Annotated in this window: 14 protein-coding genes; 8 read left to right on the top strand and 6 right to left on the bottom strand. The window is 60.1% G+C overall.

Annotated features, from left to right (window positions below):
* Positions 1-9 precede the first annotated feature (9 nt).
* Entirely contained in the window at positions 10-600 is a 591-nt protein-coding gene (locus tag GSF67_RS10485) for a HupE/UreJ family protein (RefSeq protein ID WP_006314628.1), read from the bottom strand.
* 234 nt (positions 601-834) lie between these two features.
* On the opposite strand from GSF67_RS10485, the gene GSF67_RS10480 reads away from it, so the two are divergent.
* Complete coding sequence (locus tag GSF67_RS10480) at positions 835-1,416, top strand: ATP-dependent Clp protease proteolytic subunit (RefSeq protein WP_006314627.1); 582 nt, start codon at positions 835-837, stop codon at positions 1,414-1,416.
* Positions 1,417-1,522: 106 nt separating this feature from the next.
* Here GSF67_RS10480 and GSF67_RS10475 read toward each other — a convergent pair whose 3' ends face one another.
* Positions 1,523-1,780: a pentapeptide MXKDX repeat protein gene (locus GSF67_RS10475; RefSeq protein ID WP_006314626.1), complete on the bottom strand. Its 258-nt coding sequence runs from the start codon at positions 1,778-1,780 to the stop codon at positions 1,523-1,525.
* A gap of 219 nt (positions 1,781-1,999) precedes the next feature.
* Here GSF67_RS10475 and GSF67_RS10470 point away from each other — a divergent pair, with 219 nt between their 5' ends.
* Positions 2,000-2,515, top strand: coding sequence for a sigma-70 family RNA polymerase sigma factor (locus GSF67_RS10470; protein ID WP_006314625.1), 516 nt, complete (start codon positions 2,000-2,002; stop codon positions 2,513-2,515).
* Complete coding sequence (locus tag GSF67_RS10465; RefSeq protein WP_006314624.1) at positions 2,512-3,156, top strand: NrsF family protein; 645 nt, start codon at positions 2,512-2,514, stop codon at positions 3,154-3,156. Before GSF67_RS10470 ends, GSF67_RS10465 begins: the two co-directional genes overlap by 4 nt.
* Before the next feature lie 72 nt (positions 3,157-3,228).
* On the opposite strand, the gene GSF67_RS10460 is transcribed toward GSF67_RS10465, so the two are convergent.
* Positions 3,229-4,311: an esterase-like activity of phytase family protein gene (locus tag GSF67_RS10460; protein ID WP_006314622.1), complete on the bottom strand. Its 1,083-nt coding sequence runs from the start codon at positions 4,309-4,311 to the stop codon at positions 3,229-3,231.
* Positions 4,312-4,573: 262 nt separating this feature from the next.
* Here GSF67_RS10460 and GSF67_RS10455 point away from each other — a divergent pair, with 262 nt between their 5' ends.
* Together GSF67_RS10455 and leuA are read left to right on the top strand one after the other, a co-directional pair.
* Entirely contained in the window at positions 4,574-5,752 is a 1,179-nt protein-coding gene (locus GSF67_RS10455) for a benzoate/H(+) symporter BenE family transporter (RefSeq protein WP_006314620.1), read from the top strand.
* 365 nt (positions 5,753-6,117) lie between these two features.
* Entirely contained in the window at positions 6,118-7,827 is a 1,710-nt protein-coding gene (gene leuA / locus GSF67_RS10450) for a 2-isopropylmalate synthase (RefSeq protein ID WP_006314619.1), read from the top strand.
* A 204-nt stretch (positions 7,828-8,031) separates the two neighbouring features.
* Here leuA and GSF67_RS10445 read toward each other — a convergent pair whose 3' ends face one another.
* Positions 8,032-8,982 (bottom strand): metallophosphoesterase, encoded by a 951-nt coding sequence (locus tag GSF67_RS10445; RefSeq protein ID WP_006311219.1) that lies wholly within the window; start codon positions 8,980-8,982, stop codon positions 8,032-8,034.
* Between the two features lie 66 nt (positions 8,983-9,048).
* Between GSF67_RS10445 and GSF67_RS10440 the strand changes: the two genes are divergently transcribed.
* Positions 9,049-9,540 (top strand): NUDIX domain-containing protein, encoded by a 492-nt coding sequence (locus tag GSF67_RS10440; protein ID WP_006311217.1) that lies wholly within the window; start codon positions 9,049-9,051, stop codon positions 9,538-9,540.
* Between the two features lie 17 nt (positions 9,541-9,557).
* On the opposite strand, the gene GSF67_RS10435 is transcribed toward GSF67_RS10440, so the two are convergent.
* A complete protein-coding gene (locus GSF67_RS10435; protein ID WP_006311215.1) occupies positions 9,558-10,550 on the bottom strand; it encodes a glutathione S-transferase family protein in 993 nt (330 codons plus the stop codon).
* Between the two features lie 296 nt (positions 10,551-10,846).
* Between GSF67_RS10435 and GSF67_RS10430 the strand changes: the two genes are divergently transcribed.
* Both GSF67_RS10430 and GSF67_RS10425 read left to right on the top strand, forming a co-directional pair.
* Positions 10,847-11,416 carry a GNAT family N-acetyltransferase gene (locus tag GSF67_RS10430; RefSeq protein ID WP_006311213.1) on the top strand — a complete coding sequence of 190 codons (570 nt, stop codon included), beginning with the start codon at positions 10,847-10,849 and terminating at the stop codon, positions 11,414-11,416.
* Between the two features lie 89 nt (positions 11,417-11,505).
* Positions 11,506-12,819, top strand: coding sequence for an MFS transporter (locus GSF67_RS10425; protein ID WP_006311211.1), 1,314 nt, complete (start codon positions 11,506-11,508; stop codon positions 12,817-12,819).
* Between the two features lie 9 nt (positions 12,820-12,828).
* Here GSF67_RS10425 and GSF67_RS10420 read toward each other — a convergent pair whose 3' ends face one another.
* On the bottom strand, positions 12,829-13,242 hold the full coding sequence (locus GSF67_RS10420) for a GNAT family N-acetyltransferase (protein ID WP_035214760.1): 414 nt from the start codon (positions 13,240-13,242) through the stop codon (positions 12,829-12,831).
* Between the last annotated feature and the right edge of the window lie 59 nt (positions 13,243-13,301).

The following is a 13,301-nucleotide window of genomic DNA, read 5'->3' as shown; positions in this document are numbered from 1 at the left end:
TAATGATCCTCAACCGCCAAAGGCAAGCGAGAGGCCCGCAATCGCCGTCAGCGCGCCGACGGTGCGGCTTGCGGCCGAGCCGAAACGGGCGATGCCGAGACCGAGCGCGATGCCGGCAAGATGCAGGATGGCGGTGGCAATCATGAAGCCGATACCGAATTGCAGGGCACCCGCGCTACCGAGTTCACCGCCATGGGCATGGCCGTGAAAAAGGGCGAAAGCACCAACGACGGCCGCCGCTGCTGCCGTGGGGAGCCTTGCCGCCATGGCCACCAGCAGGCCAAGGCCGATGACCGAGGCGAGAATGGCGGGTTCGACGAAGGGAAGTTCGACGCCGTAAACCGCCATCAGGAAGCCGACGGCCATGGTGCCGACGAAGGCGGCGGGCACGATCCACAGCGCCTTGCGGTCGTTGCGGGCAGAGGCGATCTGCGAGGCCCAGATACCGACGGCCACCATCGCCAGAATATGGTCCGCACCGAAGAAGGGGTGGGAAACACCAGCCATGAAGGAGCCGTGTTCTTCCGGGTTCAGATGGGCAAACGCGGGCAGGGTGGTGAGGCCGAGTGCGGCGGCGGCGAGGCTTAGTCTTTTCAGCATGATTCCCTCTTGAAATTGTTGCCGTTCACAGCGGGATCTTGGGCTTCCCGCCACGGGCGGCGCGGCAATGAGACACGGGACGATATCTCGAAGGCCAAGAGGCTGTCCATGCGTCATCTGCCGGTGGTGGTGTTTATTGTTGGCGGGCAAACCTTGCCTTTTTCTCTCATTGCCTTACGTAACAAGTCGCACTATGTCCGAAGGGCATGCATGAATTACGCTGGAGAGCCGTTGATGAACGAAGACGAAGACGACAAGAGCAAGGAACTGCCGATCGGCAAGGAAACGGAAGCGAATCTTTTCAAGTCGCGTTCGATCTTCATCTATGGTGGCATCACGCAGGAACTGGCGCAGAAGGTCTGCACGCAGCTCGTGGCCCTTGCCGCCGCCAGCGACGACGACATTCGCGTTTACGTCAATTCGCCGGGCGGTCACGTGGAATCGGGTGATTCCATCCATGACATGATCAAGTTCATCAAGCCGAAGGTCTATATCATCGGCACGGGCTGGGTCGCTTCCGCCGGAGCGCTGATCTATGTTTCGGTGCCGAAGGAACGTCGCCTTTGCCTGCCGAACACCCGCTTCCTGCTGCACCAACCCTCCGGCGGTACGCGCGGCATGGCATCCGACATCGAAATCCAGGCCCGCGAAATCATCAAGATGAACCAGCGCCTGATCAAGATCTTCTCCAAGGCCACCGGCCAGACCGAAGAAAAGATCGCCAAGGATATCGATCGCGATTACTGGCTGAGCGCTGATGACGCCAAGGATTACGGCCTCGTCGGCAAGATCGTCGAAAGCCAGTCGGAACTCTGAGTTTCCGATTTTCAGTTGAGAAAGCCCGCATCGGTGAGAACCGGCGCGGGCTTTTTGCGTTCAGGCCGGCGGGTGTGTTTCGCCGCTGGTCAGCCGGGCTGCGCGCTTATTTCATCGTGTCGCAGGCCTTCATCATGTCGGCCTTTTTCATCTTGTCCTTTTGCATGCCGGCCTTGTGCATGCAGTCTTTTTTGCTGGTCATGGACATGCCGTCTTTCTTCATCGTTTCCGCCTTCATCATGTCACTATGCATGGTATCCTTCTTCATCGTATCGGTTTTCATGCTGTCGGCATGGGCGATGCCTGCAAAGGACAGAACGGAAAAGAGGGAGGCGGTGGCAATGGCGGTAAAGATGCGGGTCATGAAGGTCTCCTCTGGATGTCGTTGCGTGTCCGCCGGCATTGTGCCGGGGGTTCACGATTGTCCATTCGGATGCGACCAGCCGGTCGTTACATCTTCACGCGTTTGTGACGACAAGTTCGGGCGAGATTTTTTTAAAGCCACTATGTAACAATAGCCTGCCGATTTGCGAATAACCCGATAGTGACGATGACTGGCAGCCCCTCGGAAGAAACACTGAAAATGCTGATGCTGCGTTCCCTTGATGGGGACGAAGCCTCCTACAGGCATTTGCTCCATGCCTTGAGGCGACTGCTGGTTGCCTATTACGGTCGGCGCATGGCCGATGCGGCTCGAGCCGATGTGGAAGATCTTGTGCAGGAAACCCTGTTGTCGCTTCACGCCAAGCGGGAGACCTATGACCGTGCGCGACCGTTTACGGCGTGGTTCTTCTCGATAGCGCGCTACAAGCTCATCGATCACTACAGGGGCAGGGGGAGGCGCATGTTTTCGGAAGTCGAACTCGATGAAACACTGGAAGCGGAGTCGTCCGTCGACGCGGTCACGGCCCGCATGGATGTGGAGCGGCTGCTCAATGAATTGCCCGAGCGGCAGCGCGACCTCATCCGAAGGGTGAAGCTCGAAGGCCAGTCGATCGCCGAAGCGGCAGAGAAATCCGGCCAGACCGAGCTTGCGGCGAGGGTCGGCATTCACAGAACGCTGAAAGTCCTGGCGGCAAAGTTGCGGGGGGACATATGAGGAAGACGGAAGACATCATCGAAAAACTGGCGGGTGATCTGAAACCCGTCCCCGCTTCTGCGCTGGAGCGCAGGCTGGCGCGCGCAGCCTTGCCGGCACTCGGCCTCTCGCTCCTGTTGATGTTCCTGATTCTGGGGCTACGCAGGGATATGAGCGATGCGATGACCGAACCCGGTTTCTGGGTCAAATCCGCCTATAATGCTCTGCTGGCCCTGACGGCATTTCTGGCCGTCATGCGTCTTGCGCGGCCGGATGGCGACAGAGGCGGCCTGTTTGCCTGGCTTGCCGTGATCTTTATCGCCATGGCGGTGATCGCGCTGGTCCAGCTTGGATTTGCCCTGCCGGGCACCTATCGCACTCTCATTTTCGGATCATCGGCGCTGCATTGCCCGTTCCTGATCGTTGCTTTCGCGCTGCCTCTGTTTCTGGCGAATTTCACGGTTCTCAGGCATTCGGCTCCCGCCGATCCCACGCTTGCGGGATTTGCCGCCGGCCTTGCGGCCGGTGCGGCTGGGGCCTGGGTCTATTCGTGGTTCTGCACCGAAAACGGCATGGCTTTCGTGCTGATCTGGTACTCGCTCGGCATTCTCCTGACCGGCGTGATAGGCGCTTTTGCCGGTTCACGCCTGCTGCGCTGGTGAGCCTGCTTCTCACCGCGGTTTGTGATGCCGGCCCGGTGAAAGTTCCGCGCCGGCAGTCTGTCTTGAGCGACTTTACTGACCCAGATTGGCGGGAATGGCAAAGGCCACAAACTGGGTGAACTGCTTGCCTGGATTGAAATTATCGTCCGAGGCGATGACGAAAATCTGCTTGCCATCCACCACCGGGCCGAAGGCCAGGCTTTCAATATTGTCGATGTCGAGACCGAAATCGCCTTCGTTGATTTCGAACCACGGCGTCTTCGATACGGCGCGCACATTTGCCACGTCGATCTTGTCCTTGCCGAGGATGTTTTCCGCACCGCCGAGGTCGACGATGAAAAAACGGATATGATTGCCGACGCCGGACGCGAAATTGCGCTCAACCGCCACGAAGCGGCCATCCGGCAGTGCGGTGAGGGCGGAGAGGCCGTTATCATTATATTTCGGCTCGGCGGCGGTAGGCGTCTTGGAGATCGCCTCGGTGACGTAGACATGTTCGGCGACAGGCTTCTGTGTTGCCGTGTCGATGACAAGAATGCGGGCCGGGCTGCCGGCCTGCGGTGTTGCCTTCTGGCCATCCTGGGTCAGGGCGTTTTCCGTCGCGGCGATCAGCCGGCCAGGCGTCACCGTCAGGCCTTCGAATCCGAGATTGTTCTGCACGCCCTTGGTCTTCGCCTCATCGACGAGATAGGCGTCGGGCAGTTCCAGCCGTTTGACATTGCTGCCGTCGAGATTGGAGAAATAAAGTGCTGGCTGGTTCTTCAGGTCGCGTTCGGAAGACCAGTAGAGCTTGCCGTCCTTGCGGTCGAGCGCGATGCCTTCCGCATCGATGCCCTTGGGCGCAAAGGCTGCGCCTGTTTCGTCCTTCAATTCGTGCATGGCGGCGATATTCAGCGTCGCCACCCCTTCCGTCAGGCCCAGTTCCAGCTCGTAATAACGGGCCGGGCCTTTTTCCACGCGATCATCGGAAATGGCGAAATAACGACCGGTCTCGCTGTCAAAAGCCAGATCCGAAATGCCGCCGAAGGCGACGCCATTGATGGAGAGGCCCGAAGGCACGACGATCTGGCCGAGAAGGGCCGGCGGCGGCAGGGTCTGGGCGGCGGCCGGAATGGCCACGAAGCAGCAGGCGGCAATGGTGACGATGCGGAGCATGGCAAGGGTTCCTCTGTGGCTGTTGCCGGGAGGATTAGCGCCCCGCCGCTAAACTTTGATGACGTTTTGCACGCAGCCGTACCTGAAGTCCGGTGGCTCATCTTGCCAAGCCTTGTCTTTTTTGATCCTGAATATAGTCATGCTTCATCCAAAGCGTGTCGCCATCTTGGGATTAGCGTGTCACGCTTCAAGTTTCGTTCCTGCCCGTCGCCCTGCAGACAGCTGCGGTTCTTAGGACGGGCAGCAGGCCGCAGAGTGCATCATGCTGAAAGATTTTTCCGTCCAGAGCCTGTTCATGGGGTGCCTGACCGCCTTTGTCGGCTTCGCCAGCTCTTTCGCCGTCATATTGCAGGGTCTGAAGGCTGTCGGTGCGACGGATTTTCAGGCGGCATCGGGGCTGATGGTGCTTTCGGTGGCGATGGGCCTGTGTGCGATCATTCTGTCCGTCGCGACAAGGATGCCCATCAGCATGGCCTGGTCGACGCCCGGTGGCGCCCTCTTGGCAACCACGGGGGTAATCGAGGGTGGTTTTCCGGCGGCCGTCGGCGGCTTTGTCGTCTGCGCCATCCTGATCATCATTGCTGGCCTGTTCAGGCCGCTCGGAAGGGCCGTTGCCTCCATTCCCGCGCCGCTTGCCAATGCCATGCTCTCCGGGGTTATCATCGGCCTGTGTTACGCGCCGATCAAGGCAATCGGTTTCAACCCGGCGCTTGGCCTGCCCATCATCCTCGCCTGGATCGTGGTGGGCGCTTTCAGGCGGCTTTTCGCCGTGCCCGCAGCGCTTGCAGCCTTTGTGCTGGTGATGATCTTCGGTGTCGATATTCCCGCGGGCGCTCTCGACAGCGTGGCGCAATCGCTGACGCCGCCGATGGAATGGGTGACGCCCACCTTCAGCCTGCACGCCGTCGTCTCCATTGCGCTGCCGCTCTTCATCGTCACCATGGCCTCGCAGAATATCCCCGGCATCGCAGTGCTGAAGGTCAACCACTACGATCCGCAGCCCGGACCGCTTTTCGCCGCGAGCGGGTTTTTCTCGTTGCTTTCAGCGCCGTTCGGTGGCCATGCGGTCAATCTCGCGGCAATCACGGCCGCGATGTGCGCCGGCGAGGATGCCCATCCCGATCCAAAACGACGCTACTGGGCGGCTATCATTGCCGGTGTCGGCTATATCATCTTCGGTCTGCTCGCGGGCGCCGTCACGGCCTTCGTGGCGCTGGCGCCGCCCATCCTCATTCAGGCGGTGGCGGGTCTGGCGCTGGTCGGCGCCTTTTCCGGCTCCGCCATGGCAGCCTTCAAGGAGCCGGATACCCGCGAGGCGGCGGCAATCACCTTCCTCATCACGGCATCCGGCCTCTCTTTCGCCGGCGTTTCCGGGGCCTTCTGGGGACTGATCGGCGGAGGGCTGATGATGGCGTTGCAGCGGGTTGTGAAGCGTGGTTAGGCTGAATGGAACACTGAAATGGTGGGGAGTGGCAGAGCGGGAAAATAAGCCTGCACCTCACAAGATCACTTGTCAGACCGCCGGCCGCTGTTTATACACGTCGCCATGAGCAATAGCATCGCAACCATTTCCGGCATGAGCGCGCAGATTTCTGCGAAGGCCTCGACGTGCGGTGCACTCTCGCTTCTTAGCCTCGACCTTACACGCGGTTGCCGGGTCCAGTGAGGAGCGCCCGGCGGCCGAAAGCCCGCTGGCGCAAACGCTCCTCATCTCGAAATCTCATTTTATACTGGATTTAGGCTCTAAAGGGCCGCGCATCCGCCGATGGCTTCAGACGCCCGCGGACTGCGCATGGAGGAAGCGACATGGACGGCAAGATCACCACTATTTCCAAGGGCATGAACGACGCGAACGTCAAGTATCGCCCTTACCCGACCATCAATATTCCTGACCGCACGTGGCCGGGCAAGACCATCACCAAGGCGCCGATCTGGTGTTCGGTGGACCTGCGTGACGGCAACCAGTCGCTGGTCAACCCCATGGGCCATGACCGCAAGGCCCGCATGTTCAAGCTGCTGCTCGAAATGGGCTTCAAGGAAATCGAGATCGGTTTCCCCTCCGCTTCGCAGACGGACTTCGATTTTGCCCGCTGGTGCGTGGAGCAGGGCAATGTGCCTGAGGATGTTTCCCTGCAGGTGCTGGTGCAGTGCCGTCCGGAACTGATCACCCGCACCTTCGAAGCGCTGGAAGGCGCCAACAAGCCGATCATCCACTTCTACAACTCCACCTCGGAATTGCAGCGCCGCGTGGTATTCGGCAAGGACGTGCACGGCATCAAGCAGATTGCCGTCGATGCCGCCAAGATGATCACCGACATGGCGGCCAAGGCCGGCGGCGGTTTCCGCTTCGAATATTCTCCGGAAAGCTTTACCGGCACCGAGCTGGAAGTGGCGCTGGAAATCTGCAACGCGGTGGTCGAGGTGGTGAAGCCGACGGCGGATAACAAGCTGATCCTGAACCTGCCTTCCACAGTCGAAATGGCCACGCCGAACATCTATGCCGACCAGATCGAATGGATGTGCCGCAATATCGACAATCGCGAAAACGTCATCATTTCGCTGCATCCGCACAACGACCGCGGCACTGGCATCGCTGCGACGGAGCTCGCTCTGATGGCCGGTGCGGACCGCGTCGAAGGCACGCTGTTCGGCAATGGCGAGCGCACCGGCAATGTCGATGTCGTGACGCTGGCGCTGAACATGTATACGCAGGGCGTGGATCCGGAACTGGATTGCCGCGATATCGAGCGCATCAAGGCGGTCTATGAATATTCCAACGAGATGACGATCCCCGAGCGCCACCCCTATGTCGGCGAACTGGTCTATACGGCGTTCTCCGGCTCTCATCAGGATGCGATCAACAAGGGCATGAAGGCGATCAAGGTCGCCAATCACCCGGTGTGGGAAGTACCCTATCTGCCGATCGATCCGAAGGATGTCGGTCGTTCCTACGAGGCGATCATTCGCATCAATTCGCAGTCCGGCAAGGGCGGCATCGCCTATATTCTGCAGCAGGATTACGGCATCAACCTGCCGCGCAACCTGCAGGTGGAATTCCGTGAGGACATCCAGCGCATTACCGATGAAGAGGGTGTTGAACTGCCGGCCAAGCGCATCTATGAGCGTTTTATCGAGCGTTACGTGACGCAGCCGAATGCCCGCATCAAGTTCGTGGATCACCACACCTATCCGGCCGGCGATTTCAAGGGCGTGCGCATCGTCGCCGCCGAGATTACCGACAATGGCGAGGTGAAGCGCATCGAGGGCAAGGGAACCGGTCCGATCGACGGGTTCATCAATGCGCTGTCGGTCTATCTCGGGGTTGATCTGTCGGTGAATGATTATTCGGAACATTCGCTGCAGCACGGCTCCAATGCTTCGGCCATCGCCTATGTCGAGATGGAGCATCCGGGCGGGAAGCTGTTCGGGGCGGGTGTTAATACGAATATTGTGGCTGCGTCGCTGGAGGCGATCGTTTCGGCGGCCAATCGGGTGTTGGAAGAGCGGGCGAGGTAAGCTTGCTTTGAGGGTGGGGCTTACCCCCCTCTGCCCTGCCGGGCATCTCCCCCTCAAGGGGGGAGATCAGCAGGAGGCGCTACCGCAATTTCATTCGCAAACGTTGAGATGGGCGAGACCTACCCTCGAGTCGATCTCCCCCCTTGAGGGGGAGATGCCCGGCAGGGCAGAGGGGGGTAAACCCCACCCTCCGAGCCGGCGAACCTACTCCCCCAACCGCGAAAACCCCAGCGGCCGCCCATTCTCATAAAACACCCTGATATCCTCAAGCGCCACACCCGTTCCCGTCTCATTGAGGCTGTGCCGTTCGCAGGCAACGTTCCATGTGCCGGGACCGCCGGAAATGTTGAAGAGATTGTAGGCCGCGCGCGGTTTTTCGCCGCCCGGACCCTGGCTGGCGGAGGAAATGCCGACGACGGGAATGTGGTCCTCCCCGTGATGCGTATTCAGCCAGTAAACCGTGTTCAAATGTGTATGACCATGCAGCACGAGCTCCGCGCCGCCGACGCCGAGCGCGGCTGCAAAACGGCGCATGCCGAACATGCGTTTATGGGCGGCAGCCGCACCCCGGATCGGCGGATGATGGATCATCACCACCCGGAACAGCCCCTGCTCACCAGCTTTTTTCAGAAGTTCCGCCGTGGCGCGCGCCTGCCGGTTGCCGAAATATCCTGTTGCGGAAAAGGGCGGCGTCGCAATCGAGGTCGAGCAGCCGATCAGGGCGACGGGGCCGCGCACGCGTATGTAGGGGAAAATCTTGCGGTCATCATCCCATTCCGCGGGGTCACCGTCACCGCGCACATAGGGGTACCAGGCCTGCATGGCCTTGTCGTGCGCGCCGGACACATAGGCGTCGTGGTTGCCGGGAACCACCGAAGTCTTTTCAGGGTCGCCCACTTCCTCCAGCCAGTCGGCGGCAGCGCGGATTTCGATGCCGGTCGCAAGATTGACGAGATCGCCGGTAATAGCCAGATGATCCGGTGATTTGGTCTCGAGATCGTCGAGCAGTTTTTCCAGCGTATCGGTGAAGAGATGCTTGCGGCGGTTGCGGTGCCAGTTGACGAAACCGGTGATGCGCTTGGATGCAAGTTCCCGGAAAGTGAGCTTTGGCAGTGGCCCTAAATGGACGTCTGAAATATGCGCAAGTTTGAACATGGCGGCAGAGATAACCTATGATATGTGGCACGTCCAATAAAAGCCTGCCAGCGCGGAGAAACTAGGGTGAATGACGAGACAACAGGGCAGAAGGCCCGTCCGTTCCACAGGCGTGTCTTCATCTGCTTTATGCATTTCGTTTTCCTGCTCACGCGCGGGGCCACGCTTGGCGTGCGTGCGGCCTGTTTCGATGAAAAGGGCAGGATCTTTCTGGTGCGCCATACCTATCTGCCCGGCTGGTATCTTCCGGGTGGCGGGGTGGAGCGGGGCGAGACCCTGCTGATGGCACTGCACAAGGAGATCCGTGAGGAAGGCAATCTCGATGCTGCCTCAATCCCGGAGCTTGTCCATGTCTACCTCAATCTGGAAGGTAGCAACCGCGATCATGTGGCGCTCTATCGGCTTCAGGTCACCCAGACGACGCCGAAAAAACCGGATCATGAGATCACCGAAAGCGGCTTTTTCGAACTCTCAGCCCTGCCCGAGGGATTGACGCCAGCGACCCGCCGCCGCCTTGCCGAGCTTGCCGGCGAAGCGGCGATTGCCGACTATTGGTAGCGGCGGGCGGCTTTCCGTCAGGAGAGCGCCTCGCGGCCATGGGCCATGGTCAGGTCCAGTTCCGGGCCGATGGGCACGATGCCGGTCGGATTGATGGTGCGGTGGCTGCGGTAATAATGTTCCTTGATGTGGCGCATGTCGACCGTGTCGGGCACGCCCGGCGTCTGGTAAAGATCGCGCAGGTAACCGGTCAGGTGCGGATAGTCGTGGATGCGGCGGATATTGCATTTGAAATGGCCGACATAGACGGGGTCGAACCGCACCAGCGTGGTGAACAGGCGCCAGTCCGCTTCCGTTTGCTCCGAGCCGAACAGGAAGCGCCGGTCTTTCAGGCGGTCTTCCAGCATATCCAGCGTTTCGAACACCTTCACCGCATTTTGCTGGTAGGCATCCTGCGTGGTGGCGAAACCGGCCTTGTAGACGCCGTTATTGATGGTGTCGTAGATGACGTCGTTCAGCGCATCGATCTCGGCGCGCAGCGCCTCGGGATAATAATCCGCGTCCGATCCGGTGAGATCGTTGAAGGCGACGTTGAACATGCGGATGATTTCCGCCGATTCATTGGAGACGATGGTGCCGCGCTTTTTGTCCCACAGGACCGGCACGGTGACGCGTCCGGAATAGGTGGGGTCCGCCTTGATGTAGACCTGCCAGAGCGTGGAGGAGCCGAAGAGGTGATCCTGCGTCGCGCCCGGCGTGCGCTCGCCTTCAGGCTTGAATTCCCAGCCGTTTTCCAGCATCAGCGGATCAACCACGGAGACCGAGATCAGGTCTTCCAGCTTTTTCAGCTTGCGGAAGATCAGCGTGCGGTGCGCCCACGGGCAGGCGAAGGAGACATAGAGGTGGTAACGATCCTTCTCCGCCTTAAAACCGCCCTCTCCGGAAGGGCCGGCTGCGCCATCCACCGTGACCCAGTTGCGGAATTGCGAGGCGCTACGCTTGAAATGCCCCTTGGTTTCCTTGGTGTCGTACCAGACGTCTTTCCATACGCCTTCCACCAGCATGCCCATGACGATCTCCTTGATTGTTTCCTTGACGGCAATCCTAACTGCTTTGCGCGACGCCGCGAACCCGCAAGGTATTGAACAATGCGTTTCCGGTCCTGCACGGGCTGAATGGGATGGCCTCGAGATTTGTTCTGGACGGGCGGGAATTTTCCTGATAATTGCGATTTTCACAAATCTGAGGAAATTGCTGACTATGATCGAACCACGGATGCTCCGACGACGCTGACGCTCCTGAACGCCCTCACCGGCGCAGCCGTCATCTATTGTCGCATCCGTATTCTGGAAGTTTCGGTCTCTTCATGTCCAAGCACGATCTTGTCTACCTCACCGAGGACGCGTCGCACGACGCCATCATCGACCTCATCAACGAAGAAGCATTTGGTCCCGGCCGGCATACCCGTGCGGCCGCGCGCATCCGCGAGCAGGGGCCGCATGACCGGTCGCTGTCCTTCGTTTGCGCCGATGATGGCGAAACCATCGCTTCGGTGCGCATGACGCCGGTTCTGGCCGGTGGGGTGAAGGGCCACATGCTTGGCCCGCTTGCGGTGCGGCCCTCGCACAAAAATATGGGCATTGGCCGCGAACTCGTCCGGATCGCCATTGCGGCTGCAAGGCGCAAGGGCTCCGAGGCCGTCATTCTGATCGGCGATCCGCCCTATTACATGCCGCTCGGTTTCGAAAAGGTCGCTTATGCCGCGCTCGATTTTCCTGGGCCTGTCGATCCGAACCGGGTGCTGGTGGTGCCGCTTGGTGATGACGTTCACCAGCGGCTGAGGGGCAAGATCGGCTGGCGCAAATGCGAGGCCGCCATGCCTGCCGCTGCGGCGGAAGATGAGGGTTTTGAGGAGCCTCTTCGGGTTTACGGCTGAAGAAATTCTTTAAAAGGGCTTTTTCCTCTCTCTTTTCCTCCCCCTATACGATAGCAAGTGAAAGTCGATTTCGGCACGGGGGCGAGCATATGACGGCAATCACCATGAACGATGCGCTGGAGCGCGCGGGCGCGGGCGCCTATCAACGGCGGCTGATGGGCATATTCGGCCTCGTCTGGGCGGCGGATGCCATGCAGGTTCTGGCGGTTGGTTTCACTGCAGCCTCGATTGCCGCGACCTTCGGCCTGACGGTGCCGCAGGCGCTGCAGACCGGAACGGCGTTCTTTTTCGGTATGTTGCTGGGTGCTGCTGGTTTCGGGCGGTTGGCGGACCGCTATGGGCGCCGCCGGGTGCTGATCGTCACCGTGGCCTGCGATGCGCTGTTCGGCGTGCTTTCGATATTTTCACCCGATTTCACCATTCTGCTCATCCTGCGTTTTCTCACTGGTGCGGCCGTGGGCGGCACTTTGCCGGTGGATTATGCGATGATGGCCGAATTCCTGCCTGCCAAAAATCGCGGGCGCTGGCTGGTTTTTCTGGAAGGTTTCTGGGCTGTTGGCACGCTGATCGTGGCACTGGCGGCTTGGGGTGCCAGCCTTGCGGGCGTGGCCGATGCCTGGCGCTATATTTTTGCGGTGACGGCTTTCCCGGCCGTTCTTGGTCTCGGGCTTCGCTTTCTGGTGCCGGAATCGCCGCTCTACCTGCTGCGCACGGGGCGATCCGAAGAAGCCAAGGCCGTCGTCAACCGCATGCTGGTGGTGAACGGCTGTGAACCGCTCGATGCCGGAACCGCGCTTTTCCAGCCTGACGTCGGCAAGGGGCAGGGGATATTTTCACCTGCGCTCCGGCAGCGCAGCATCATGATCCTCGCAATCTGGTTCCTCGTTTCCGTCTCTTATTACGGCGTTTTCACCTGGATGCCGGCGAAACTGGCAGGGGACGGTTTCGGTTTCGTGCGCGGTTACGGGTTTCTGGTCCTGGTGGCGCTGGCGCAGATCCCCGGTTATGCACTTGCCGCCTATGGCGTCGAGAAGTGGGGTCGCAAGCCGACGCTGATCGGTTTTTGCCTGCTCTCCGCACTTGGTTGCCTGCTCTTCACCCTTGCCACCGGTGGCGGAATGATTGCCGCCTCGCTTCTCATCATGAGCTTCGCGCTGCTCGGCACCTGGGGTGCGCTTTATGCCTTTACGCCGGAACTTTACCCGACGGAGTCGCGGGCGACCGGCATGGGCGCTGCGGGCGCCATGGCAAGGCTCGGCGGCCTGCTGGCGCCGTCACTGCTTGGTTATGCCATTGCGCAGGGTTTTGGGGTCGCGATTGGCATCTTTGCCGGGCTGCTGGTGCTGGCCGCCATTGCGGCGACCATGATCAATGCGGAAACACGGCAGGTGGCGCTGACCTGAGATACGCTATCAGAAGCGTTTCTCCAGCCATGTGATCGACTGGCCGCTTGAGAGCGGCCCGAGCGAACCGATCTTCGTGAAACCGTATTTTTCGTAAGTTCTCAGGGCATCCGGGTTCATCGTGTCGATATAAGCGCCCATGCAGCCGCGGTTTCGTGCTTCTTCTTCAGCCATTGCAAGCAGCTTCGGGGCAATCCCCTGACCGCGCATGGCTTCGGGCACGAAAAGAAGCTGCACGTAAAGCCAGCCGCGTGCAGTGTGACCAACCAGACCGCCTGTGACGCTATTGTGGTCGTTGCGGATGGTGATGTTGAGGTCGCGTTTGTCGCTTTCGCCGAAGCGGGCGAGATTATAGGCCACCAGCGGATCGCGGATGGCCTTTTCGGCCTCTGGATCCGCGACGTCGCTCAAAACGAAATTCATGATGTTTTTCTCCAGACGCCGGGCGGCGACCGATTTGGGTTTCAATCGGAGACGGAGAA

This window comes from Agrobacterium sp. CGMCC 11546 (genome assembly GCF_013365515.1).
In the GTDB taxonomy this organism is placed as follows: Bacteria; Pseudomonadota; Alphaproteobacteria; order Rhizobiales; family Rhizobiaceae; genus Agrobacterium; species Agrobacterium fabrum.
This window is presented reverse-complemented; position numbering and strand designations above follow the sequence as displayed.